Source organism: Yoonia sp. SWMV100 (assembly GCF_056108365.1).
The window spans coordinates 206,461-230,797 of sequence record NZ_JBWBAQ010000006.1; the positions used below are offsets into that span (position 1 = coordinate 206,461).

Below are 24,337 nucleotides of genomic sequence, written 5' to 3' on the forward strand. Positions count from 1 at the left end.
ATGAAGCAGATTTTTCTATCGGGCCTCATTGCACTGTTTGCAGTACCCGCGGCAGCCGAGAATTACGCCGGTTGCAGCGTCGACGAAGCCCGCGTCGCACGAGAGGCCTTTCAACACGCAAAAGACCTGACGCTGAAAGCCGCGACGACAGTCGGCAACACGTCAGAGTATAGCCGCTGGTTTGGCGAATACTCTGTTGCAAACGCGGAAACCGTGCGTGCAAATCTAAAGTCCGTGGTGGGTGCAATTCGCAGTGGAAACGTCACGGCAACCTGCGAACAGATCGCGGACGGCGGATGTGAGGTCGGTGAATATGCATGGGTTTATCCCAACGAACCCTATTTGATGCACCTGTGCCCGATGTTCTTTAACCTTCCTGCGTTGACAGCGCTGCAGCCCGGTGCGCGGCGCAGCGACAACGGCACGCGCGAGGGAACGATCGTGCACGAACTGTCCCATTTTTTGCGTGTCGCGGGCACTGACGATCATTGTTATTCTCGCAGCGCATGTCGGGATATGGCAACCTATGACACCCGGCGTGCAATCGATAACGCGGATAGTTATCAATACTTTACCGAGGACGTGACCTATTTCGCGCGCCAACCCGTCGCCGGAAAGCCCCCACAAGCAAGCGCCTCGCGATAAATCCTAGCTTCGTTTTTCGTGGCCAAAAATGTCATGGTCAATTGGCTGGTCCAGCATCTGTTCTGTCTCGGGCAGCCCTTCGCGCGAAAGAAGAATGGCAAATGGGCGCAGGCCCGGCACATAACTGCATACGACCAGCATCATCACCATAATCGGGACTGACAGGAACATGCCGGCAATCCCCCAGACGGCGCCCCAAAATGCCAGCGATAGGATGATCCCAAAGGACGACAGCCGAAGAGCGCGCCCCATCAGCATCGGGTCGATCACGTTGCCGTTGACGAATTGAATCACTGTTGCGATCGAAAAAATTGCAAGTGTGGTGCTGCCGTCGCCAAGCTGCACATGAGCCACCAAAGCAATCAAAAAAGTCGCGATAATTGATCCGATATTGGGAATGAAATTCAACACAAAGGTGAGAATGCCAAGTGATGTCGCAAGATCGAGTTGAAAGGCGCGGGCCAAAACATAGACCATCGCGCCAGTGATTGCGCTGATCATTGTTTTTACCAGTAGGTAGTAGTTCACCCGATGTATGATCGACTGCATGATTTTACGTACGCGCGCGGCATGGTGCGCATCACCAAATAGGTTGGTCAGCTTTGTCTCGAACCAGATGCGCTCGGCAAACAAGAAACCGACGAACAGAATAATAAGAACTGTGGCTTGCGTGATGCCGCTGGCTTGGCTTGCTGCAGTACGCAGGTAACTTGATACGTCAATCGACCTGAGCGCGTTCATCACCGCCGCTTCGCTATCCTCGCCCGTCCAGGCAAATAAAGATGCAATCGCCGATGGCGCGCGCTCTGTATAAGACAACGTGGTGACCAAGACCGTATTGACCTGCGCCAATAATATCGAGGTCAGCGTCAGAAGCGTCGCCGCAATCAATAGCATCGCAACAAGGCTCGCCGCGGCATTGGGAATGTGAAAACGGCCGATACGCTGGCGCGCGATAAAGCTGATTACGTCACTGGTCAGGCTGAACAAGATGATTGCTGTGGCAAGCGAAATCAAAATGAACCGTGCCTGCACCAGTAAAAACAGCACCACCGCAAAGGCGATGATCACCAAGGCACCGGTTTGAAGCAGTGTCGTGTCGCGTTTTTCCGTCGGGTTAGGTGGTGGGAGAACTTGTTTCATTGCGATGCGGCTCGTTACCTCGGTCACCCGTTTATATGGTCCGGACCGACAAAGGGTAAACACCTGCAAAAACATATCTATTGGGTCTTGCAAAGGGGGGCAGGTTACGGCTAAACCGCGCTCCACGGACAGGTGGCCGAGTGGTCGAAGGCGCACGCCTGGAAAGTGTGTAGGCGGGAGACCGTCTCCAGGGTTCGAATCCCTGTCTGTCCGCCATTAATCTGACCAACTGTGCGTGTTTGATGAGAATTACCGTTTGAGAGGGGCGTTTTGCGGAACGCTGCGAATAAGCTAGTGTTGCATGGTGGCGTTGTAATTTTTCCTTAACATGCGTCAGACACTGGTTGGCCTGAACGGCAAATAATGCGGGTTTGGGCGACGGCAGTAAAAGGGTCGCTAAGCCAACAGCATTTTCAGTTTAATAACGTGAGTGTAGAGTGGCATCGGTAAGCCATGATGACGATCAGCGTTTACCGCGATTTTGAGGTGACATCTGACACTGGTCGTCTATGCACAACTTTACAATGAGAAAAACCCAATTTTCGCATCGATATCGTGAAACTGGTTGTGCGAATTGAGCGCAAAAGCTTCATTTAATCTGTCCGCGTGCTGAGGGTGCTGGTTAACGCCGACATCTGACCTTACGTAACCAGGCAGATGATCAAATACGCAACATTTATGTGTTTTTGCACGGGTGCAGCAACCGACAGATGGGAATTTTATATCTAAATTAACGTGTTGACGAGCAACTTGCGCTGAAATTTATGCGGCGAGTAGCAGAAAGGTACTGATGCGATTAGGTACCAGTGCCAGACAACCCCAAGAGGACAGGTTTTTTCGATCTTGCATACAACACTAAGTAAATTTAGGAACGCTGGTAGGAATGAAAATTGACCACGCGACACGCGTCACGGTCAATCAAGCACGAAAGAGTTCTGGTATGAACCTGAAAAATTTGACTGCTTGTTCCGGAGAGTAGATGACTTTCTAGTCTTGCGCGCAGTCTCTTGAAATTTAAAATGCTCCCAAATCATAGCATGTTTTATTAGGGGTGTGAGAAGTGGAAACCAATCATTGCTCAATGGGATGATACAAACATCGCAATCACGCCGTATGCGTGAGCAGTCAGATTGCAGCTTGCACCAAAAGCCAAAATCAGAGCCACAGCTTGCCACTGGGTCGGTGCCGCAGCGGCCGGAACGGTCAATTCTGCTGTTACAAGGTCCGGTTGGACCCGTTTTCAATGAGCTGCATCGCGAATTGGTTTCACAAGACTTTAGCGTTAAAAGGGTTTTGTTCCATGCCGGCGATGCGGTTTTTTCGCGTCGCGGTGACTGCTTGCGGTTCGCTGGGACACTTGAAGACTGGCGCGTCTGGTTACATGAAGAGCTTTCGCGCAATCCAGATTACGTCATTGTTTTGTTCGGTTCCATGCGGCCTGTTCATCAGGCTGCGCGTCAGGTTGCGGCAGAGTATGGTATACCGGTTCTGTCACTTGAGGAAGGATACCTGAGAGCAGGTTTCATCACCTGCGAGTTGGGTGGGAACAATCAACATTCGCGACTGTGTTCATGGACATTGCAGCACAAGGGTAACGACAAGGGCGCGCCAGCGCTGGCGCTAAGGTCATCGTTTCCGGTGATGAGCTTTTGGGGCGCTGTGCATTACTTGGCGCGGGATACGTTTTCCAGTTCGCTTGAGCAGACGCTTTTTCACCGTGAACGCGAGCGGTTTTTGCCTCTTTCGCTTTCTTGGATCCGCCATAGTATGCGCCGCGGCGCTGCGCGGATTACCGAGGCATCAAAATTGAACCGCATCGTTCGAGACACGTCGCGGCACTACATTCTGGTACCGCTTCAGGTGCCCTCGGATAGTCAGATCAAGACTGCTGCGCGTGGATGGACAAATGAAAAATTGATTGAATCCGCGTTGGCTGGGTTGGCGCAGGCTTCAGGTGAACAAGAGCTGATGTTCAAATTACATCCCTTGGATCGCGGTGGTTTACAGCTCAGGGATATGATTGTCCGGCAAGCAAAGGCCTTAGGGCTTTGCGATCGCGTGCACGTATTTCAGACAGGTAAGTTAGGTGATCTGACAAAGCGCGCCTCCGGTATGATTGTTATTAATTCCACATCCGCCTTTTCCGCGCTGCATCACCACATCCCAGTTCTGGTGATGGGCAAGGCGATTTTTAGGCATCCTGACATCGTCACAGTCGGAGAGTGCGAACATGATCTTCACAAATTTTTCCGTGTTCGGGAGGTGAAGCGTGCCGCAAGCATCAAGTCCTTCCTGTCGGATGTCCGTAACGAAGCGTTGCTGCCGGGTGACTTTTACCGTTCTAATGGGCGGGCCGTTGCGGTAAAAGAGATCGTGTCCAAAGTGGAAGCAATTGTCGCGTCCTCACGTGATGTCTAAAGGGTTGAAAAGTGATGACGATGTATAGATTACCCATAATCGTAGTCTCCTGTATCTATGGGTTATCTGGTTGCGCATCTCTGCCTGCGTTCGGCCCGAGTTCAGATGTGATTGTTGACGCTGCCGTCACGATTACGGATGAAACTGACGCGGTCGCCTTTGTGCCGTTCGACATTGTGAATATCTCGGTGACGACGATCCCGCAGGCTCAGACATCCCATGGAGGATTTCCCACCGCTTTCCGCGGTCAGTCGCGTGCCGCAGACGAAGTCATTCATATCGCAGACGTATTGGAAATCCGCATCTGGGAGGTTGCGGAAGACGGACTGTTTGCAACAAGTGGCCAACGGCAAACTCTGTTGACAGCAGAGGTGTCTAATTCAGGGAAAATCGAGGTGCCTTACGCGGGTAAGGTGGCGGCAGCGGGTATTTCAACATCGGCGCTACGACTAACGTTGTTAGACCGCTATAGTGGGCAAGCCATCGAGCCGGAAATTGCTGTGCGTATCTCTGAAACTACATCGCGCGCTGCGACAGTGCTGGGTGACGTTCGTACGCCGGGGCGAACCGACATTGCCACAAACGGGACAAGGCTTCTTGATGTTCTGGCGCAAGTCGGCGGTACGCCCCATCCGAACTGGGAGGTCAAAATTGATGTGCAGCGCGGTGGTGCATCGGCATCGGCCACACTACAAGAGATCGTTGATTACGTACCAAACAATATAACGATATTCCCAAGCGACACCGTGCACGTGACGCATGTTCCGCGCCGATTTGCAGTATACGGCGCGCTGAATAAGACGGGGAACATCGAAGTTGATGTGGTGCGTCCGACATTGTCGCAATTGATTGCCGAAGCAGGTGGCCTGGATAATATGCTTGCTGAACCGACATCGGTATTCGTGTTTCGCAATATTCCCGGGCAATCAGCGATTGCTTATCGTCTCGATTTTGCGTCACCGGATGCGTTTTTGTTGGCGGACAGGTTTATCCTTGCGCCATCAGATATCATTTACGTACCGACGGCTGATGCGAGCGAGTTTAGGAAATTTGTATCGACAATTGTTTCACCGTTTTTTAGCACGGCTAACGGCGTCAGCAATTTGAGCAATTGACATGGGGAACTTGGATCCTCATTTCTTTGGCACTGCTTTTGACGCTGCTTCGCATGTGAAAAAATTTGCGCGGGGCAGGGCGTTGACGCAAGGGGGCGACATGACCTTGGTCATCGACAGTGTCGCCACCGGTGATCGGGTTGATCCACCGCATGTGGTGGCAGTTCGATTTGCGCAGCAGTTTCAATTTCTTCATACGCTCAGTACCTTTTATGGCGGCTTAGCTATTTGGCCGACAAAACTGTACGGGCGGCGGCACGTGACTGCTGCGTTGTCGCGCAACATGCGACTTCGTTCACCTGTTTGTTTTTGTCGATGAAACGTCCGGGCATCCCGATAATCCGGAACCAGATGGGCTTTGGGCGCAGTGTCGGGGGCGCGGCGATGATGTTGTTCGGGTATGTGCGCAAGGCCGCGCAGTGGGTGCGGTTAATTTTCACGGCCGCGCTGCACGCGCGTCGCGCACCGCCCGAGGTGCTTGCGACATCGATGGATTTGGTCGATGCAAACATGTCGCGGTTTTTTTCTGGACAAAAGCTGGGGCTTTGTAGCCGCTTTATGCGCAAGCGACCAAAACTGATTGTCGGGTGGGGGCGGAAACTGTCCGGGCAGCAGGCGGTGTCGATCGCGAAACGGCTTGGTGTTCCTTTTACGCTGCTGGAAGACGGGTTTTTGCGATCCGTGGAAAGATTTGAACCAACCCAGTCAATTGTTATGGACCCGATTGGCATCTATTACGATGCCACCGTGTCGTCCCATCTTGAACAGTTGATCGCGGCGCCTCTGACTGATGACGAAATCGCGCGCACGCAGGGCATTGTCGACATGTGGCGGCGATGTCGCGTGTCGAAATACAACGCGTTACCTGAATATAAAGGCCCGTCGCTTGGGCGATATGTCTTGGTCATTGATCAGACGTTTGGGGATGCGTCGGTCGCATACGGTCGTGCGGATGCGACCTGTTTTGATCGCATGCTTGACGCAGCAATCAAGGAAAACCCTGAGTGTCAGATTGTGGTAAAAACGCATCCGGACACGAAGTCCGGAACCAAAAAAGGATACTTCCACGCTGCACAGGTTGGCGCCCTGCCGCGGGTTCAGATTGTTTCAGATGCTTGCCACCCAGTGGGGTTAATCGAACACGCCGAGGCGGTATATACAGTCACCTCGCAAGTCGGTTTCGAGGCGCTCATTTGGGGGAAACGCGTGCGCACATTCGGCATGCCATTTTACGCCGGTTGGGGGCTGACTGAGGATGATCTGCCCGTACCTGATCGGCGCGTCCCGGTGTCAAAGGACCAGTTATTTCACGCCGCTTTAGTGAAATATGCGCGTTACTACGACCCTGTGACTGGCCAACCGTGTGAGGTCGAACGCACAATTGAAAACATCGGGTTTCAGCGCGCGCAGCGATTGCGGTTTCCCGGTCTTGTCGATGCTGTTGGTTTTTCACTGTGGAAGCGCGCCTTTATACGTAAATTTCTGACCGGTTCGGTGGTGCATTTTTCAAAGCGAAACCGTGTTGGCAGTCCAGCCGCTGCGATTGCGGTCTGGGGCAGCAGAGACCTGAACACACCGTTGCCTGTTCTGCGTGTGGAAGATGGATTTATCCGGTCATCTGGTTTAGGGGCCGATCTGGTTTACCCGGTATCTCTGGTGGTTGATGATGTGGGTATCTACTACGATTCCACGCGCCCGTCGGGACTAGAGGTGATATTGAATACGCAGGTATTGTCGCCCGCAGCGTTACGCCGTGCCGCGCAGCTTCGGATGCAAATCGTTGACCTTAACATCACCAAATACAACCTTGGCGGCAACACATGGACACGGCCAGACAACGGTAAACCGATCATTCTGGTGGTCGGGCAAGTTGAAGCAGATGCGTCGATTAAATTTGGATCACCCGCGGTGAAGGAAAATATATCATTGCTGCGCGCCGTAAGAGATGAAAACCCCGATGCATATATTCTCTATAAACCCCACCCGGACGTCGTCGCCGGACTACGCAAAAAGGGGCAGGGTGAGGATGAAAGCAAAATGTATTGTGACGAAATTATCGCCGCAAACATCGCCACGGACCAATTGTTGGGACAGGTTGATGCGGTCCATACGATGACGTCGTTATTAGGTTTCGAGGCCCTGATGCGTGGTGTGCGCGTCACATGCCATGGATTGCCGTTCTATGCCGGGTGGGGCCTGACCCACGACAAGATCAGCTGTGCCAGACGGACAAAAACGCAATCGCTGGACGCGCTTGTGCATGCCGCACTTATTGCTTATCCGCGTTATTTCAACTTTGACAACAATTGCTTTATGACTCCGGAACAAGCCGTCTACGTATTGGCAAATAGCGCCAAGAGTGGCCCAACAACTGGCCTGTGGTATCGCAAACTATTGCGATATATCTTGGTCATCTCGCAACGCCTGAAAGAGGTGACATCATGACAACATCGACACCCAAAGATGGCGCGCGCCCTGCAGGCGTTGGGCAGCAAAATCCAGCGCAACAAGCGCCTGCTCGGCCTGCGCAACAGGCTCCGGCTCGACCAGCGCAACAGGCGCCGGCGCAAAAAGGTATGGTCGTAAACCTGAGCCAGCCACCTGCGCCAACGGACAAGAAACCGCAGGCCAAGCGCCGTCGGCGTCTGTTGCTGTCATTTGTCTTATGTGTCGCTTTGCCATTGGTGGCCGCGACCTGGTATTACGCATATGTTGCAACCGATCGCTATGCAGCGCGGGTTGGGTTCTCCATTCGCGGGATCGACACCAGTTCGGGATTAGATGGCATCGGTGCATTAACGGGCTTGGCCAACGCGGGCTCGACCACGTCGGATTCCTACATTGTTCTCGAATTTCTTGAAAGCAGGGCCCTGCTTGAGGCTGTCGATCAGCGGGTTGGTCTGCGCGAGGTCTATTCAGATACAGAAATTGATCGCATCTCGCGCCTTGGTGCGGATCCCTCAATCGAGGACTTTGTCAGATACTGGCGCAGACACATCCACACGCAATTCGACCCGACGTCGGGAATTATTGAATTCGAGGTGCAGTCGTTTACACCAGAACACGCACGACAGATCGCGGAAGCCTCTCTCGCCACAATTCAGGACTTGGTGAATGATTTGTCGGCGTCCGCACGGCAAGACGCCCTGCGCTTTGCGACTGCCGAAGTCGCGCTGCAGGAATCACGCATGAGAACCGCGCTATCGTCTATTCGTGACTTTCGCGCGACCGAGCAGTCGGTTGACCCGTCAGCAAGCGCGGTGCTGGATATTCAACTGGTTGCGGCACTTGAGGCACGACTGATTGATATCAATGCACGGATTGCGGCACAACGTGCAACACTTGACGAGGATGCGCCAAGTCTGGTTGCCTTGCTGCGTAGCGCAGAGGCGTTGTCCGCGCAAATCGATGAACGTCGTACTGCGATCGGGTCATTGTTGGGTGAACAAGGGGGCAGTGCCATACCCGAACGACTGGCGCGGTATGAAAACCTTGAGGTAGAGCGTACGCTTGCGGAGCAGGCTTATGCGTCTGCGCTGAGCTCGTTAGAGCAAGCCCGCCGCGATGCCGACCGCCAACAACGCTATCTGGCGGTACATTTGCGCCCACAAATCGCCGAGCAAGCGGAATACCCGCATAGCGTCCGCAACACCTTGCTTCTTGCTTTTGCGCTGATATCGGCGTGGGGCATCGGTACATTGATTACCTATTCGGTCAGGGATCACTTGACGTGAAATTAGTGTCGTCATCGGAACTCATTAAATTGCAGCTGCGCGTCATCGCGAGCCTTGTGCTGCGCGAGACCCGTGCGACGTTCGGCACGTCGACATTCGGCTACGTGTGGGCCATTATTACACCGGCAGCCGGTGTCGGGCTGCTGGTTTTTTTGTTTTCACTTGTTGGGCGGCAACCGCCATTCGGTTCAAGCTTGGCGCTGTTTTTCGCCACCGGAATTCTGACGCTTCAGTTTTTTACGGAACTTTCATCGAAATTGATGACCGTCTTTGATGCAAATCGCGCGCTTTTGACATATCCGGTTATCAAAGATGTCGACACGGTGATTGCCCGGTCTCTGCTGGTTTCGGCAACGTATCTGATGATTATGGTCGTTTTTTACGGGGCGCTTTTTATTCTGGATTTAGCACCGCTTCCCGCGCAGCCAGAAATTGTGTTGCTCGCTTATTTTGCGACGGCATTGCTGGGTATCGGGTTCGGGACGCTGAATGCCGTCATCACATCGCTTTGGGAGACATGGGCCCAAATTGAAAAAGTCCTGACGCGGCCATTATTCTTTATTTCCGGTGTGTTCTACCTCGCAAGTAATTTGCCCCCGCAAGCCCGCGATACAATCTACTGGAACCCGGTTCTGCACCTCATTGAATGTTTTCGCGAAGGGTTCTATCCAAATTACAACTCATCCGTGTTGAACATCTTGTACCCGATTTCCTTGGGTGCCGGGATGCTGCTGTTTGCTCTCTTAGGAGAGCGCGTTTTCCGTAAGGTGCGGTATTAATGCTGTCTTTTGAAAATGTGAGCAAATCTTACAAACTGCAGGGCGTTCGCAAGACGATTTTGTCGAACTTCACGTTTGCATTTCCTGAAGGAAGAAACATTGGCATCATGGGGCGCAACGGGGCGGGCAAGTCGACGATGGTGCGCCTTATGGCTGGAACAGAGCCACCTGATACAGGGGCTGTCTATCGGACATCACGCGTGTCGTGGCCTCTGGGGTTCGCTGGCGGCTTTAACGGAAGTATGACCGGGATCGAAAATATCCGTTTCGTTTCACGTATTTATGGGCAGGATACCGAAAAGGTTATCGCGTATGTGACTGAATTTGCCGAACTGGGGGCGTCACTGCGTTTGCCGATAAAAACCTACTCGAACGGCATGCGCGCGCGGCTTGCTTTCGGGCTGAGCATGGCGATCGATTTTGACGTCTATCTGATCGATGAAATTACAGCTGTCGGTGATCAGAACTTTAAGAAAAAAAGCCAAGCGGTTTTTAAAGATAAACTTGCAAGTAGCCAAATCATCATGGTGTCCCATTCGGCGTTGACTATTCGGCAATATTGCGATTGTGGTCTGCTGCTCGACCGCGGCGAGGTGCGGTTTTACGATGACGTTTCGGACCTGTTGGCGGCATACAAAGAAGCTGCATCGTGATTGGGCAAGCGGGGCCACCTTTGTAAAACCGACGTCCAAATGACCTGATATTCTCGCAGGACGCTTAAGCAGATTTTAAGAGCGGTGCGTCACAAGCAACCTAGCTTGATGACTTTTGCGAGGCTCTCATGATATCTTTGAACTCTATACGGATTTCAACAAAACTACCCATACTCGTCGTCGCACTTTGTATTTTCGCGTCCAGTATGGTCGCGACTTTTGGATATCTGGACCTCAAGAAGAACATGCTGGAACACCAGCGTCGTACTTATGAATTGTTGGTATCAGAACGTATTGGTGCGCTTGATACCTGGCTTGATAAAGTCAGCGATGATGTCTTGTATTATGCTACCAACCCGACCGTGGTCTCGGCCGTGGGGGCATTTAGTTCGTCATATAACCTGATGATTGATAGTGAGGGGCTGCAGCAGGCCTATGTCACTGACAACCCAAACCCGGCTGGGGAAAAGGATAAGCTGGATCAGGCGCCGCAATCGGTTCCCTATCACTTTCAACACGGCAGCTTTCACCCGTTTTTTCGCAAGATCAAGGATGTCGAAGGGTATTACGATGTTTTTCTGTTCAATTTGGATGGCGACCTGATCTACTCGGTTTTTAAAGAAAGTGATTACGCGACAAATTTTGATACCGGGGTTTATAGTGCCACCGGCTTGGGGCACGCCTATCGCGCTGCGCGGGATGGCATGGCTGGCGAACTGTATTTCGCGGATTTCGAATCCTATGCGCCGAGCGCAAATATACCGGCATCGTTTCTTGCGACGCAGGTCGTGAACGACCAGGGCGCTGTCCTTGGCGTCGTTGCCGTACAGCTGCCATCAGATCAAATAAATGCGATTGTGCGCAACCCCGAGGGATTGTCGGACACAGGTGAACTTTACCTTGTCGGCGCGGACGGACAAACCCGTAGCGCATCCCGGTTTTCTGATGGTCACCGCATGCTCGCCAATGCGTCACACCTCGTGCAAACTGATGCCGTCTCGGTCCTGAGCCGCGATTTTTTCTACGATGTCGATGGTATTAACGGACATGCGGTGATCGCAGAGGTGTCCAGCCTTGAGGTGTTCGGTAATAAATGGGGGGTCATTGCAGAAATGGATATGACCGAACTCATGGCGCCGGTGGTAAGTGCGCGCAACAAGATGTTGGCTGTGGGTGCGCTGGTATGTGCCGTTGCCGCCGTTGCGGGATGGCTCGTCGCGCGATCGGTGACGCAGCCACTGCAACGGCTACGGATGTCGATGAAAAGCGTGTCAGAACGGAACTATGCAGATGGGATTGCGGATCGAACCCGTGGCGACGAGGTTGGCGATCTATGCTCGGCGTTGGTTGACTTTCGCGACAAGCTAATGGCTGCTGATCATGCAGACGCGGAACGCGAAACCATTCGCGCCCAGCAAACGCGTGTTGTTGAACGGTTGAGTACCGCACTGACAAACCTTGCCGATGGGAACTTAAGTCAACAGATTCAAACGCCATTTTTCGGAGATTATGATCAATTGCGTCAAGATTATAATAGGACGATTGAAAATCTGAATCTGACCATCGGGGCGGTGGTAGAAAGTACGAGCGGAATTTTCATACGATCAGACCAGATGAGCAAGTCATCCGATGACCTGTCGCGGCGCACGGAAAATCAGGCAGCGACACTTGAACAAACCGCCGCCGCGCTGGATGAACTGACAGCGAGCGTGCGTTCGGCAGCCAGCGGTGCCAAAGAGGTAGAGATTATTGTCGCGCGCGCTCAAGCTGATGCCGATGCGAGCGAGGCCGTTGTTGGCAAAGCTGTTTCTGCGATGACTGAAATCGAGAAATCATCTGACGAGATTTCGCAGATCATTGGGGTTATTGATGATATTGCGTTTCAAACCAATCTATTGGCATTAAACGCCGGGGTCGAGGCCGCGCGCGCCGGGGACGCGGGTCGCGGGTTTGCCGTTGTGGCTTCAGAAGTGCGTGCGCTGGCACAGCGATCATCTGACGCTGCAAAAAAGATCAAAATTCTAATTGGAGGTAGTTCCGAGCAAGTCGGACGCGGTGTTGCATTGGTCGGCGAGACAGGCGAGGTGCTAACCAAAATTGCTGGTAACATTGCGCATATTAATAGTCTGATGATCGAAATTGCCGCTGGTGCTGAAGAACAGTCGGTTGGGCTGGGAGAAATTAATATTGGTGTGACGCAACTCGATAAAGTTACGCAACAAAATGCTGCCATGGTGGAGGAAGCAACTGTGAACAGCCACGCTCTAAAGACCGATTTGACGCATTTGGCTCAGATAGTAAAAAAATTCAAACTTTCAAAGCAAGGATCTACGTCAGGCGGGCGTGGGGAAGAAATGCAGGTAGACGATGTGAACGTTTTTAGTTCAGCGCATGCACCTAAAAAACGCAGGTTTATGGATGGGTGAACTGCTGACCAATAGGTAGCCCAACAGGATTTTAGCCCGCGCGCGATCCATGCATTTAAGAATCTGATGACCAACTTGGTGACTGGCACGACGCGTATCACGGTATGACCTATCGCTATGCCAACGCCGCAACGACGAACCTGCAAAAGCCCGCCTTTGGTAACCCATCCACTGTAATACGGCCTCTCCAAAACGACGAAAGCCGCCCGATAGGGCGGCCTTCATCATGTTGAAATCTCTACGAGATTTTGGCTCCGACGGCAGGGATCGAACCTGCGACCAATTGATTAACAGTCAACTGCTCTACCGCTGAGCTACGTCGGAACAACTGCGGGCCGTATAGCAACGTGATTCAGCGGCGTCTAGAGGCATTTGCACAGTTTTTTCATTCATTTTCAAACAGGCCCGGATTTTTCAACGATAGCAAAGGTTGCGAGGCTATCGAGCGTCGGCGAGGCGGAAATTTCAGCCCGTGTGTGCAGGTCAATCAGGTGCGCGAAGACGTTTCGCTGGGCTGCAGCGCGTAAATTGGGGGACGTGTCTGCGTATACCTGCGCTGTAATCTGGGAAATCGTTTGCGGCGATTCCTTTAGTTGTGAAAGAATCTCGCGTTCACGCAATTGCCGATGCGACATCAACCATGCGAGACGGTCAGCAGGATTAGAAACCGGACGTCCGTGGCCCGGATAATATGATGAGGCGGCATATGCTTTTAGCTTGTCACAGGACCGCATGAATTGCGCGACATCGCCATCGGGCGGGGACACAAGTGAACTCGCCCATTCCATGACATGGTCACCCGTAAAGCCTGCATCATTCCAGAAAAAACACATGTGATTTGCCATATGCCCGGGCGTATGCACGGCAGATATTTGCCCCCAATCCCCGGGCAATATTTCACCATCGCAAAGCGCTATATCGGGGCAAAACTGAGCATCGATTCCTTCACCGCCTGTTTGTGGTTCGCGCGCAATCAAATCTGACATCACGGCGCTGCGTCCCGCCGCACTGTCGCCGAAGGCGCAAACAGGCGCACCCGTCATATGCGATAGCGCTGGCGCCAGCCCGCTATGGTCCAAATGGCTGTGTGTCACCAAAATCAGATTGACCTGACGTCCATCCAGCGCGGCCTGCAATGCGTCGCGATGGCGATGATCGTCAGGGCCGGGATCAATGATGACCACAGATGCCTGCCCAATTATATAGGTGTTCGTGCCCCAATGGGTCATTGGCGACGCGTTGGGCGCAAGGACCCGCTGCAAGCCAGGTGCGCAGTTTACTGGCACGCCGATCTCTTGTGCAATTTGATCTGGCATCATAACGATCGGTCCTTTTCGTTTCACCGCAGTGCGGGTATCCTTAATACATGTTTTTCCGCTGGCTCAAAAACTATATGCCGCGCGGCATTTATGCACGTGCGGCGCTTATCTTGATTTTGCCAGTGTTGTTGCTGCAATTGCTGATCTCGGTTGTCTTTATTCAACGGCACTTTGATGGCGTCACGCGGATGATGGCAAGCGCAGAAAATATTGACCTGCGTCTGTTGATTGATACGGCGAACGATGCGCATTCGCTTTCGGCTGCGCAGGCGGCCCTGGCGGTGCTGAGCGTGCCCTTGCAGATCAAGGCAACATTGCCTGCGCTGGATGCCGCTGTGGCAGATGCGATTCCAACATTTGATCTGACCGGTGGTACGGTTATCGCGACAATTCGTGGTGGTGTTGACAACATTCTGGCCGTCTCTGTGGCGGACAGGCGCGTGGTGGTCGTTTGGGTGCAGACCGAACATGGCCCAATGAAGCTAGAGTTAAGTCGTCGCCGGATGTCTGCCGCCAACCCCCATCAATTGCTGGTTATTATGGTTGTTTTTGGCGCTCTGATGACCGCGATTTCGTTCATTTTTTTGCGCAACCAGTTACGCCCGATCAAACGGATGGCCAAGGCGGCAGCAGATTATGGCCGTGGTCGTATGACGCCGTTTACACCGACCGGTGCCATCGAAGTGCGGGCTGCTGGCATGGCATTTTTGGATATGCGTAACCGCCTTGAGCGACAGATCCAAAGTCGGACGATGATGTTATCCGGGGTCAGCCATGACCTGCGGACACCGTTAACCAGGTTGCGGTTGGGACTGTCATTGATGGACGACGAGGACGCCGCACAACTGATCGGTGATGTCGATGAAATGCAACGCTTGCTGGATGCATTTTTGGATTTCGCGCGGAGTGAGGCGGGGGATAGCCTTGAACATGTGGTGCCCGGTGATTTGGTGCGGGCGGTGTTGAACGACAGCAAACGCATGGGGCAGGCGCTGCAATTGGCCGCGATTGAAGGGCCGGAAGATCCGGTTGGCCTGCGCCCGACTGCGATCCGCCGGGCGTTGGATAATCTGGTGGGGAATGCGCTGCGGTATGGCACCCGCGCCGAGGTTGGCGTATGCGTCACCGAACGCGCCGTGCGATTTTGGGTCGAAGACGATGGCCCCGGTATTCCACCAGAACAATATGAAGACGCGATCAGTCCCTTTGTTCGGCTCGATCCAGCGCGCAACCAAGATAAGGGTAGCGGCGTAGGGTTGGGGCTGTCGATTGTCGCCGACATCGCACGCACGCACGGGGGTATTCTGCGGCTTAGCCAAGGGGCGCGGCTTGGTGGGTTAAAGGCCGAGTTGGTCATAGGGCGCTGAACAATAACGCCGCGCAAGACATTGGCTGAAAACGATAAATCTACATGTTAAAGTCGGACATCATTCGTCAGCCGAACGATGTGGGCCTAAGCTGCGCACGAAAACCCGCCGTCCACAGGCAAGCTGATGCCGGTTACGAAATCGGATCCGGCAGAGCATAAGAACCGTGCCGCGCCGCCAATATCTTCGGGGCGGCCCCAGCGACCTGCGGGTGTGCGCGCCAGAACCGTGTCGTGCAAGCCGGGGATTTGTTGTTTTGCGTGGATGGTCAGGTCGGTTTCGATCCAGCCGGGCAGGATTGCGTTGACCTGAATATTGTCGCGCGCCCAACTATGCGCCAGCGACTTTGTCATCTGAACGACGCCGCCTTTTGCGGCCGCGTAGGGCGCGGACATTGCCGAGCCAAAAATAGACAACATCGAACCGATATTAACGATTTTGCCACCACCGCGTGCCTGCATAAGCGGATATGCGGCCTGTGAGACAAGGAACGCCGATGTCAGATTGCTGGCGATCAGTGTGTTCCAGTCGGCAAGGCTGTAATGTTGTGGCAGTTTACGGTCATTGGTGCCGACGTTATTGATCAAGATATCAAGCCCCCCAAAATGATTGACCACCCGTGCCATCGTTTCGGCGATGCTGTCCTGGTCAACCATGTTGCCTGTCATGGTCAGGGGATCAGGCCCGCCAGACCGCCCGAGCGACGCAAAAGCTGCGGCGTTTTTTTCAAGGTCGCGGCCCACAATGGCAATGGATGCACCTGCATCCGCGAGCGCTGTTGCCATCGCCAATCCAATGCCACCATTGCCGCCTGTCACAAGGGCCACTTTTCCAGTCAGTTCGGTCATGGGCTTTCTCCTATCAAAGGGCGTGTTGTGTGATTTCGGTTATGTGCCGCGAACAGTCTTTGTCCCGACCGCACATCGTAAAGTTGTTTTTTGTCTGGTCTGCGTCCACGTCAGAATCGGGGGCGGTGCTATCTCTTTTTGTCGGACCAATGGGTGATGTGATGTCATATCTGGGATGTTTGTTGTCGAAAACCGTGTGTAAATCAAGATTATAATCTTATGTGGTAGGATGAATACGGGCAAAATGGACCGTCAGGCCACAAAGCGGTGTTGATCTGTCGCGGGTTTCATGCGTAGCATCCGACAACGCCGGGTAGGATGATGCGCCTCTCGGTTCATCTGATATCCAAATGAGCATCAACCAATGGGAGAGAGACATGAGCTTATTGAAAAGGCTTTCCAGACTGTCGGTCGTCACGGCTTCGGTCGTGGGACTGGCCGGAAGCGCGCTGGCACAAGATTACAACTGGACATTCCAGACGTCCGAAACAGCTGGTGAACCCGGCTTTGTGAATAAACAAAAGTGGGCGGAGGACGTTGCGCAGCTGTCGGGAGGACGCATTGCAATCGAAATCCTGCCAATCGGGTCGGTCGTGCCACACACCGATACGCTGGACGCGGTGGGCGCGGGCATTTTGCAAGGGCACCTGACCGACCCAAGCTATTTCTCGGGCAAAGATCCTGCTTTTGCGATGATGGGTAACCTCGTTGGCGCATGGAGCGATCCGTTCGAATTGCTGGGCTTCATGGCAAGCGGCGGCGGGAACGAACTTTATGGCGAACTGGTGGAACCCTATGGTGTTCACTTTATCGGCGCGGCCGCGACCGAGCCAGAAGCCTTTGTTTCGCGCGTGCCAATCCGCACCGTCGAAGATCTGCAAGGTGTAAAGTTGCGCGCGCCTGAAGGTATGGTGTTCGAGATCTTTTCAAAGGCGGGTGCTGCCCCTGTGTCGCTGCCGGGTTCAGAGATCTTTTCCGCGCTCGACAAAGGTGTCGTTGACGCAGCCGACAACACCGTGTTCGCAACCAACCAGTCACTGGGCATGAATGATATTGCAAACTATCCGCTGTATCCTGGGTTCCATTCACTGCCGATGATCGATATTTCGATCAACAAAGAGATCTGGGATGGTCTGCCCGAAGACTTGCAGGCAATTCTGGTCGCTTCAGTCGAGAGCTTCAGCTTTAACCACATCTATTCCGTTCGCCAGCTTGACGCTGCCGCTGTGGCTGAATCGCGTGGCAATCCCGATATCGAGATCATCAACTGGTCGGGCGACGAACGTGCAAAATTCCGTCGTATCGCACAGGAAGAATGGAAAAACTGGGCGCCGCGCACAGAAATGACACAGCGTTATTACGACACGGTCACTGGCTATCTTCAGGGCCGCAACCTGCTTTGATCACGTAATGAAATAACAGATTTGCGCCCGGAACGCTTGTGGCCGGGCGCAAACATATCTGCGGCGGGGGAGACCAAAAATATGAGCGAAATAGCCGATTTTATCACCGACATCGAAGATAGCGATGCAGAGATGCGCACAGGGTTCGACCGTGCGATCGCCGGATCAACAAAGGTTTTTGCCTGGGCAATCTTTGCGGCGTTTCTCATCACCGTAATCGAAGTCGTGTCACGTTACGTGTTCAACAGCCCGACGTTTTGGGCGCACGAGACGACAACCTTTCTGATTGCAGCAATCTTCTTGGTGGGCGGCCCTGTCGCATTGGCGCGGGACAAACACATTCGCGTGCGCATTTTCTATGATGCGGTGGGTCCGAAACGCCGTCGCCAGCTTGATATTCTGAATTCATTGATTGCGTTGGTTTTCTTTGCTGGCCTCAGCTTTGCAAGTTGGACGATGGTTGGAAAATCATGGTTTTCGCCAACAGGCGACCTGCGTCTCGAAGGCACAGGCACATCATGGAACCCACCGACACCGGCGCTGCTGAAGATGCTGGTGCTGATTTGTGTGGTGACGATGTTTATCCAGACCTTGCTGCACTTGCTTGCAGCGATCCGGCGCGATGTACCTGCGCCCTCCGACATCTCTGAGGAGCAATAATTATGGGCCTAAGCGCGCTTGGTATCGAATACGGCTCTTATCTTTTGGTGGCCTCTATTTTCTTGTTGCTTCTGACCGGTCAGCCGCTCGCATGGGTCACGGGCCTTGTGGCGTTGATCTTTACGTTTGGCTGGTTTGGCAGTGCGGCGCTGCCGCTGGTGACCTCACGGATATTCGGCTTTATCACCGAATATTCTTTGGTGGCTATTCCGATGTTTATCCTGATGGCGGCACTGCTGGATCGTTCCGGTATTGCCAAATCACTGTTCAACGGGATGCGTATTCTGGCAGGGCGTCTTCCGGGCGGGGTGGCGGTGCAAACGCTGATCGTCGCGATCTTGATGGCGGCGATGTCTGGCGTCATCGGGGGCGAAATCGTTCTACTGGGCATCCTGGCGCTGCCACAGATGCTGCGCCTTGGGTATGACCGCAGCCTGTCCATTGGCGTTGTCTGTGCAGGCGGGTCGCTGGGGACAATGATGCCGCCATCCATCGTGCTGATTATTTTTGGTCTGGTCGCCAACGTATCAATCGCCGATCTTTTTGTGGCAGCGATTACGCCTGCTTTGTTGCTGCTGGCATTCTATGTCGCCTATGTCTTGTTCTTGTGCTGGCGCAGTCCGCACCTTGGGCCGCCAATGTCAAAAGAGGAGGTCGCACAAGAGTCGATTGCGAGCGCGCTGCGTTCGCTGGCAGCACCGCTGGCCATTGTGTTTGTCGTGCTCGGGTCGATTTACGGTGGCATCGCCTCGATCACCGAAGCTGCGGCAATGGGCGTTTCGGCGGTCATGATCATTGCGTTTTTCCGGGGCGAGCTGAATTTCAAAACAATTCAGGACAGTCTGGTTCACACGCTTGAAACCTGCGGCATGATCATATGGATCGGTATCGCCGCTGCGGTATTGGTGGGTGTCTACAACCTGATGGGCGGCAACCGGTTTGTGTCGCAATCCATTCTGGCCATCGACGCGCCGCCTGTTGTGATCATTATGGTGATGATGCTGATCCTGCTTGTTCTTGGGATGTTTCTTGACTGGATCGGTATTGCTTTGCTGACCCTGCCAATCTTTGTCCCGATTGTTATTCAGCTTGGCTATGATCCGATCTGGTTCGGCATCCTCTTTGCGGTGAACATGCAAGTGTCTTATCTGACACCGCCATTTGGACCTGCGGCGTTCTACCTCAAAAGCGTGGCTCCAAAAGAAATCACGCTCAAGCATATCTACACCGCGTTGCTTCCGTTTATTGCCATGCAACTGGTGGTGCTTGCGATCATCTTGTTCTTTCCTGCGATTGCGACATGGGCAGTGTAGCGATCGACGCGCATCGCGGACCCGATATTTGGGTCTTCGATGCGCCTCAACGTGATGACACGTTGAACGTATTTGTGAAAATCAATACGGATATGTCCGATAATTTTGGGGATAGCAGATTGGAAGAAAACTTCGCGGATGGGGTCAGCGGGTCAGCCGTCGATCAAGTGCTCGCCCAGATACGCACGCTGATCGAAACCGAAGGACTGACGGTTGGCGACAAGCTGCCAACAGAACGCGAGCTGTGTGATCTGTTCGCGACCAGCCGGAATACGGTCCGCGAGGCGATGCGTATGCTCAAAGCTTACGGGATCGTCGATGTGCGACCAAAGGTTGGCGCGACCATTGTCGACCATCGCATGAACCGTGCGTTTGACATCTTGTCGTTCAATGTCACCGAAGTCTCGCGCAAGACGTTCGACGATATCCAAGGGTTCCGCGAGCTGATTGAAACGGGCATCGCCTTGCATATTTTCGAGGCGATCACTCCGTCAGACATCGCGAACCTGCGCGCCATAAATGAACAGATGGCCCAGTCAGGCAGTGTGGTCGAAGCGTCGGAATTTGATCTGCAGTTTCACACCGGATTGATTGCCCTGACGGGGAACAAATCCATCCTCGACATCTATGGGATCATGACGCCGGTTATCTTGCGGATCATGCAACGCGGTAAGACCCGCCGCATTATCAAAGGCGAGACATTCCTTGAACACGAAGGCATTTTGCGTGCGATCGAAGCCGCGGATAACCTTGGCTATCAATATCTGATGCGCACGCATCTTCGGGCCGGCCTCGCAAATTTTGCAGCGCCTCCTGAAATCTCTCCCAGCAATACAAAACGTTCTTTATGAGGTGACACCGTGGAATTAAAAGCAACGCGCATTCTACCAGAAAATGTAGGTGGTACATTGGTCGGGCGGGTTTGGTCAGAGGCCGCGGGTGGTCCGTGTCCTGTGCTGGTGCAAGACGGCACACTGCTTGACCTAAGCCATATCGCCCCGACCATGGCCGACCTGCTAGAACATGACGACCCGATCGCAGCAGTGAATGCAGGCGGTCCATCGCTCGGGCAGCTTGATGATTTTCTTGACACAGGTTTCGGCACTGGCCGGTTGGGGCGGTTGCTGGCGCCTTGCGATTTGCAGGCGGTCAAGGCGGCTGGCGTGACATTTGCAGGGTCAATGATCGAACGTGTGATCGAGGAGCGCGCCAAGGGCGATCCGCTGTTGGCTGAATCCATTCGGGCCGACCTTGCCGAATTGCTGGGGGGGAACTTGCGCGGTTTGGTGCCCGGCTCTGACAAGGCGGCCGCCGTTAAGGCGCACCTGCAACAGGCGGGGCTTTGGTCGCAGTACCTCGAGGTCGGAATTGGCCCGGACGCCGAGATTTTCACCAAGGCGCAGCCGATGTCGGCGGTGGGTTGCGGCGCACAGATCGGGGTGCATCCGGGATCACACTGGAATAACCCGGAACCCGAAATTGTGCTGGCCATCAATTCACGCGGCCGGATCTGTGGCGCGACATTGGGCAATGATGTCAACCTGCGGGATTTCGAAGGGCGTTCGGCACTGTTGCTTGGCAAGGCAAAAGACAACAACGCCGCCGCAGCGATTGGCCCGTTTATCCGTCTGTTCGACGACGGTTTCACGCTGGATGATGTCAGCACCCTGCGCGTCGGGTTAGAAATTACCGGACAAGACGGATTTGAATTGTCGGACCACTCTGACATGGCGCATATTTCGCGACAGCCTGCCGATCTTGCGGGGCAGTTGCTGAATCCGAACCACCAGTATCCTGACGGTGCGATGCTTTACCTTGGGACGATGTTTGCGCCGACCAAGGACCGCGATGGCAAGGGACTGGGCTTTACCCATAAGACCGGTGATGTGGTGGCGGTGTCGTCGCCGCTGCTCGGGCGCCTGATAAACCAAGTACAACCATGCGATCAGGTCGCACCATGGACCTACGGTTCGCGCGCGCTGATGCGCAATCTTGCAACAAGGGGGTTGTTCGCATGACCAAACGTCGTCTACGCAGCCAAGACTGGTTCGACAATCCCGATCATGCCGATATGACCGCGCTTTATCTTGAGCGGTTCATGAATTACGGCCTGACACCCGAAGAGCTGACCGAAGGCCGCCCGATCATCGGCATCGCGCAGTCGGGCAGCGACCTGTCGCCCTGCAATCGCCATCATATTGATCTTGCCCAGCGTGTGCGCGACGGAATTCGCGATGCGGGCGGTATCCCGATGGAGTTTCCTACCCATCCGATTTTTGAAAACTGCCGGCGACCGACTGCCGCGCTTGACCGCAACCTTGCCTATTTGGGGTTGGTGGAACTCTTGCATGGCTATCCCATCGACGGTGTGGTTCTGACCACTGGCTGCGATAAGACGACGCCGGCGGCGATCATGGCTGCCGCGACCGTCGATATTCCTGCGATTGTTCTTTCGGGGGGGGCCATGCTTGATTCCGTGCACGAAGGGCGACTGGCCGGGTCGGGCACCGTCATCTGGCAGTCGCGCCGCCGCTATGCCGCTGGCGAAATCGACCGCGCCCAGTTTCTAGAGGCTGCGCTGAATTCCGCCCCGTCCATCGGCCACTGTAATACCATGGGCACCGCATCAACCATGAACGCACTGGCCGAGGCGATGGGGCTATCGCTGACGGGCTGTGCCGCCATTCCCGCCGCCTACCGCGAACGCGGGCAGATGGCCTATCGTACTGGCAGGCGCGCGGTCGAAATGGTGCACGAGGATCTGCGTCCGTCGCAGATCCTGACACGCGCAGCGATGCTGAACGCGGTGCGCGTGAATGCCGCGATTGGCGGATCGACTAATGCCCAACCACATCTGGCCGCAATCGCCGAGACTGCGGGCATTGAACTGAGCAAGGAAGATTGGCAGGTGCATGGCTATGATATTCCACTGTTGGCCGATGTGCAGCCCGCAGGGCGTTTCCTTTCAGAGCGGTTCCACAGGGCAGGGGGTGTGCCTGCGATCATGTGGGAACTGGCCGAAGCGGGGATGCTGGACACCACCTGCCTGACTGTCAGTGGCCAAAGCATTGGCGCGGCACTGAAAGGCCGCGAATCCAAGGACCGCGAGGTCATCCGCCCCTATCAGCAACCGCTGATGGAACGCGCAGGCTTTCGCGTCCTCAGCGGCAATCTGTTTGATTTCGCCATCATGAAGACCTGCGTCATCTCCGAAGACTTCCGCCGCCGGTTTCTAGCAGAACCGGGGCGGGAAAACTGTTTTGAAGGCCGCGCCGTGGTCTTTGATGGGTCCGAAGATTACCACGCAAGGATCAACGATCCGGCGCTTGGCGTTGACGAACGGTCGATCCTCGTGATCCGTGGTTCTGGGCCGCTCGGATGGCCCGGCGCGGCCGAGGTCGTGAACATGCAGCCACCTGACGCACTGATCCGGGCGGGCATCAGCAGTCTACCGACCATAGGCGACGGGCGGCAGTCTGGTACCGCTGACAGTCCGTCAATCGTTCACGCGTCGCCAGAAAGTGCGGCGGGCGGCGGGCTGGCGTGGTTGCGCAGTGGCGATATGATCCGGATCGACCTGAATGCCGGGCGCTGTGACATGCTGGTACCAGAGGCGGAAATCGCGGAACGCAAAAAACAGGCACCGCCACCTATTCCGGACGCACAGACGCCATGGCAAAAGATTTACCGGCAAGAAGCGACGCAATTGGGCGAGGGGGCCGTGCTGCGGTCTGCACAGGGCTTCCACCGCATTGCGCGCAAGCTTCCACGCCATAATCACTAAGCGCGTAGCATCGCCGCCAAGCGGCCCTGTTTGCGACGATAGTTTATAACGTCGCGACGGGCCGCTTGGCGTCACGCGCAGCGGTCTGTCTCCCCATGCTGCGCGCCCGCAATTCGGGGGGGCTGTGTGCACAGCACTGGAAGCAGTATGGGAGCAACAAAAGCGAAACCAAAACTGTGGTAACAGGGCAACATTAGCGTTTCTTAGTAAATCTTGGAAACTAGGACGCTGTGATCGGTCCTCGCCTGTTCACCTAACCGGGGGCTTCTGTATGCCACTTCCAGTTCGCGCTGTGATTACCTCATTTAGCAGGGACTTGGGGTCATCCTGCGAAAGTGTTGGGAAAGATGGCTTGAAGCTGTCAACGGCACTTAACGTTAAGTGGTGATGTTAAGCACAGTTTTACCTTATTTCGAAGGCCCTGAAGAAGTGTTATTCTATCGAAATTACGAGGTCTGCTGGGCTATACGGCAATTCGTGAGCGTGGGGTTTTCCAGTAAAGTTTTTGTTTCAAACTGCGCGCGCTCAGCGTCAGTTTGGTCAGTTACATCCAAGCAAATTGCAATTTCGATCATGCGTTGGGCTATTGGTTCAAACTCGTGTGCAATCTCTGAATAGCCCCTAGTATTGTAGACGCTTTCTTCCCTAATTTTGAGGCAAGGAGGCCGTTATGGGGAAGCCAAATTTCAGTGAAGATTTCAAGCGTGATGCTGTGCATCAAATCACGGTG

Annotated in this window: 19 protein-coding genes and 2 tRNA genes; 17 read left to right on the forward strand and 4 right to left on the reverse strand. The window is 54.2% G+C overall.

The window, feature by feature from the left end:
• Positions 1 to 645 carry a M35 family metalloendopeptidase gene (locus ACXJGX_RS14310; protein WP_474782842.1) on the forward strand — a complete coding sequence of 215 codons (645 nt, stop codon included), beginning with the start codon at positions 1 to 3 and terminating at the stop codon, positions 643 to 645.
• Between the two features lie 3 nt (positions 646 to 648).
• Here the strand turns inward: ACXJGX_RS14310 and ACXJGX_RS14315 are convergent, their stop codons facing one another.
• On the reverse strand, positions 649 to 1,788 hold the full coding sequence (locus ACXJGX_RS14315; RefSeq protein WP_474782844.1) for an AI-2E family transporter: 1,140 nt from the start codon (positions 1,786 to 1,788) through the stop codon (positions 649 to 651).
• Between the two features lie 126 nt (positions 1,789 to 1,914).
• Between ACXJGX_RS14315 and ACXJGX_RS14320 the strand changes: the two genes are divergently transcribed.
• From ACXJGX_RS14320 to ACXJGX_RS14360, 9 genes are all read left to right on the forward strand, one after another.
• Positions 1,915 to 2,004 (forward strand) — tRNA-Ser (locus tag ACXJGX_RS14320).
• A gap of 966 nt (positions 2,005 to 2,970) precedes the next feature.
• A complete protein-coding gene (locus tag ACXJGX_RS14325) occupies positions 2,971 to 4,206 on the forward strand; it encodes a capsular polysaccharide export protein, LipB/KpsS family (protein ID WP_474782846.1) in 1,236 nt (411 codons plus the stop codon).
• A 107-nt stretch (positions 4,207 to 4,313) separates the two neighbouring features.
• Positions 4,314 to 5,321 carry a polysaccharide biosynthesis/export family protein gene (locus ACXJGX_RS14330; RefSeq protein WP_474782848.1) on the forward strand — a complete coding sequence of 336 codons (1,008 nt, stop codon included), beginning with the start codon at positions 4,314 to 4,316 and terminating at the stop codon, positions 5,319 to 5,321.
• A 100-nt stretch (positions 5,322 to 5,421) separates the two neighbouring features.
• Positions 5,422 to 5,640, forward strand: coding sequence for a hypothetical protein (locus ACXJGX_RS14335; protein ID WP_474782850.1), 219 nt, complete (start codon positions 5,422 to 5,424; stop codon positions 5,638 to 5,640).
• Entirely contained in the window at positions 5,637 to 7,766 is a 2,130-nt protein-coding gene (locus ACXJGX_RS14340) for a capsular polysaccharide biosynthesis protein (protein WP_474782852.1), read from the forward strand. The genes ACXJGX_RS14335 and ACXJGX_RS14340 overlap by 4 nt, the downstream gene beginning before the upstream one ends.
• Positions 7,763 to 9,055 (forward strand): KpsE/RkpR family capsule polysaccharide export protein, encoded by a 1,293-nt coding sequence (locus tag ACXJGX_RS14345; RefSeq protein WP_474782854.1) that lies wholly within the window; start codon positions 7,763 to 7,765, stop codon positions 9,053 to 9,055. Before ACXJGX_RS14340 ends, ACXJGX_RS14345 begins: the two co-directional genes overlap by 4 nt.
• A complete protein-coding gene (locus ACXJGX_RS14350; protein WP_474782856.1) occupies positions 9,052 to 9,834 on the forward strand; it encodes an ABC transporter permease in 783 nt (260 codons plus the stop codon). Before ACXJGX_RS14345 ends, ACXJGX_RS14350 begins: the two co-directional genes overlap by 4 nt.
• Positions 9,834 to 10,487 carry an ABC transporter ATP-binding protein gene (locus ACXJGX_RS14355; RefSeq protein ID WP_474782857.1) on the forward strand — a complete coding sequence of 218 codons (654 nt, stop codon included), beginning with the start codon at positions 9,834 to 9,836 and terminating at the stop codon, positions 10,485 to 10,487. Before ACXJGX_RS14350 ends, ACXJGX_RS14355 begins: the two co-directional genes overlap by 1 nt.
• A 206-nt stretch (positions 10,488 to 10,693) precedes the next feature.
• Positions 10,694 to 12,913, forward strand: coding sequence for a methyl-accepting chemotaxis protein (locus tag ACXJGX_RS14360; protein WP_474782859.1), 2,220 nt, complete (start codon positions 10,694 to 10,696; stop codon positions 12,911 to 12,913).
• A gap of 249 nt (positions 12,914 to 13,162) precedes the next feature.
• Here the strand turns inward: ACXJGX_RS14360 and ACXJGX_RS14365 are convergent.
• Both ACXJGX_RS14365 and ACXJGX_RS14370 read right to left on the reverse strand, forming a co-directional pair.
• A tRNA-Asn gene (locus ACXJGX_RS14365) sits at positions 13,163 to 13,237 on the reverse strand.
• Positions 13,238 to 13,308: 71 nt separating this feature from the next.
• Positions 13,309 to 14,232 carry an MBL fold metallo-hydrolase gene (locus ACXJGX_RS14370; protein ID WP_474782861.1) on the reverse strand — a complete coding sequence of 308 codons (924 nt, stop codon included), beginning with the start codon at positions 14,230 to 14,232 and terminating at the stop codon, positions 13,309 to 13,311.
• A 47-nt stretch (positions 14,233 to 14,279) separates the two neighbouring features.
• On the opposite strand from ACXJGX_RS14370, the gene ACXJGX_RS14375 reads away from it, so the two are divergent.
• Positions 14,280 to 15,599: an ATP-binding protein gene (locus tag ACXJGX_RS14375; RefSeq protein ID WP_474782863.1), complete on the forward strand. Its 1,320-nt coding sequence runs from the start codon at positions 14,280 to 14,282 to the stop codon at positions 15,597 to 15,599.
• An 86-nt stretch (positions 15,600 to 15,685) separates the two neighbouring features.
• Here ACXJGX_RS14375 and ACXJGX_RS14380 read toward each other — a convergent pair whose 3' ends face one another.
• Complete coding sequence (locus ACXJGX_RS14380) at positions 15,686 to 16,447, reverse strand: SDR family NAD(P)-dependent oxidoreductase (RefSeq protein ID WP_474782865.1); 762 nt, start codon at positions 16,445 to 16,447, stop codon at positions 15,686 to 15,688.
• Between the two features lie 377 nt (positions 16,448 to 16,824).
• Here ACXJGX_RS14380 and ACXJGX_RS14385 point away from each other — a divergent pair, with 377 nt between their 5' ends.
• From ACXJGX_RS14385 to ACXJGX_RS14410, 6 genes are all read left to right on the forward strand, one after another.
• Positions 16,825 to 17,850: a TRAP transporter substrate-binding protein gene (locus ACXJGX_RS14385; RefSeq protein WP_474782867.1), complete on the forward strand. Its 1,026-nt coding sequence runs from the start codon at positions 16,825 to 16,827 to the stop codon at positions 17,848 to 17,850.
• A gap of 81 nt (positions 17,851 to 17,931) precedes the next feature.
• Entirely contained in the window at positions 17,932 to 18,510 is a 579-nt protein-coding gene (locus ACXJGX_RS14390) for a TRAP transporter small permease subunit (protein ID WP_474782869.1), read from the forward strand.
• Positions 18,511 to 18,512: 2 nt separating this feature from the next.
• The gene (locus ACXJGX_RS14395; protein WP_474782871.1) at positions 18,513 to 19,823 is read left to right on the forward strand and encodes a TRAP transporter large permease; all 1,311 of its coding nucleotides are present in this window, start codon (positions 18,513 to 18,515) and stop codon (positions 19,821 to 19,823) included.
• A gap of 74 nt (positions 19,824 to 19,897) precedes the next feature.
• Positions 19,898 to 20,674, forward strand: a complete 777-nt coding sequence (locus ACXJGX_RS14400; RefSeq protein WP_474782873.1) for a FadR/GntR family transcriptional regulator — start codon at positions 19,898 to 19,900, stop codon at positions 20,672 to 20,674.
• Between the two features lie 9 nt (positions 20,675 to 20,683).
• Positions 20,684 to 21,841, forward strand: coding sequence for a fumarylacetoacetate hydrolase family protein (locus ACXJGX_RS14405; protein WP_474782875.1), 1,158 nt, complete (start codon positions 20,684 to 20,686; stop codon positions 21,839 to 21,841).
• Positions 21,838 to 23,607 carry an IlvD/Edd family dehydratase gene (locus ACXJGX_RS14410; protein WP_474782877.1) on the forward strand — a complete coding sequence of 590 codons (1,770 nt, stop codon included), beginning with the start codon at positions 21,838 to 21,840 and terminating at the stop codon, positions 23,605 to 23,607. Before ACXJGX_RS14405 ends, ACXJGX_RS14410 begins: the two co-directional genes overlap by 4 nt.
• Positions 23,608 to 24,337: the final 730 nt, after the last annotated feature.

What these genes read in the sequence shown, in the direction of transcription:
- ACXJGX_RS14335 (WP_474782850.1), top strand. Translation starts at nt 5,422, where the DNA reads ATGACCTTGGTCATCGACAGTGTCGCCACCGGTGATCGGGTTGATCCA.
- ACXJGX_RS14375 (WP_474782863.1), top strand. Translation starts at nt 14,280, where the DNA reads ATGTTTTTCCGCTGGCTCAAAAACTATATGCCGCGCGGCATTTATGCA.
- ACXJGX_RS14410 (WP_474782877.1), top strand. Translation starts at nt 21,838, where the DNA reads ATGACCAAACGTCGTCTACGCAGCCAAGACTGGTTCGACAATCCCGAT.
- ACXJGX_RS14345 (WP_474782854.1), top strand. Translation starts at nt 7,763, where the DNA reads ATGACAACATCGACACCCAAAGATGGCGCGCGCCCTGCAGGCGTTGGG.
- ACXJGX_RS14340 (WP_474782852.1), top strand. Translation starts at nt 5,637, where the DNA reads ATGAAACGTCCGGGCATCCCGATAATCCGGAACCAGATGGGCTTTGGG.
- ACXJGX_RS14355 (WP_474782857.1), top strand. Translation starts at nt 9,834, where the DNA reads ATGCTGTCTTTTGAAAATGTGAGCAAATCTTACAAACTGCAGGGCGTT.
- ACXJGX_RS14370 (WP_474782861.1), bottom strand. Translation starts at nt 14,232, where the DNA reads ATGATGCCAGATCAAATTGCACAAGAGATCGGCGTGCCAGTAAACTGC.
- ACXJGX_RS14310 (WP_474782842.1), top strand. Translation starts at nt 1, where the DNA reads ATGAAGCAGATTTTTCTATCGGGCCTCATTGCACTGTTTGCAGTACCC.
- ACXJGX_RS14385 (WP_474782867.1), top strand. Translation starts at nt 16,825, where the DNA reads ATGAGCTTATTGAAAAGGCTTTCCAGACTGTCGGTCGTCACGGCTTCG.
- ACXJGX_RS14380 (WP_474782865.1), bottom strand. Translation starts at nt 16,447, where the DNA reads ATGACCGAACTGACTGGAAAAGTGGCCCTTGTGACAGGCGGCAATGGT.
- ACXJGX_RS14315 (WP_474782844.1), bottom strand. Translation starts at nt 1,788, where the DNA reads ATGAAACAAGTTCTCCCACCACCTAACCCGACGGAAAAACGCGACACG.
- ACXJGX_RS14395 (WP_474782871.1), top strand. Translation starts at nt 18,513, where the DNA reads ATGGGCCTAAGCGCGCTTGGTATCGAATACGGCTCTTATCTTTTGGTG.
- ACXJGX_RS14390 (WP_474782869.1), top strand. Translation starts at nt 17,932, where the DNA reads ATGAGCGAAATAGCCGATTTTATCACCGACATCGAAGATAGCGATGCA.
- ACXJGX_RS14360 (WP_474782859.1), top strand. Translation starts at nt 10,694, where the DNA reads ATGGTCGCGACTTTTGGATATCTGGACCTCAAGAAGAACATGCTGGAA.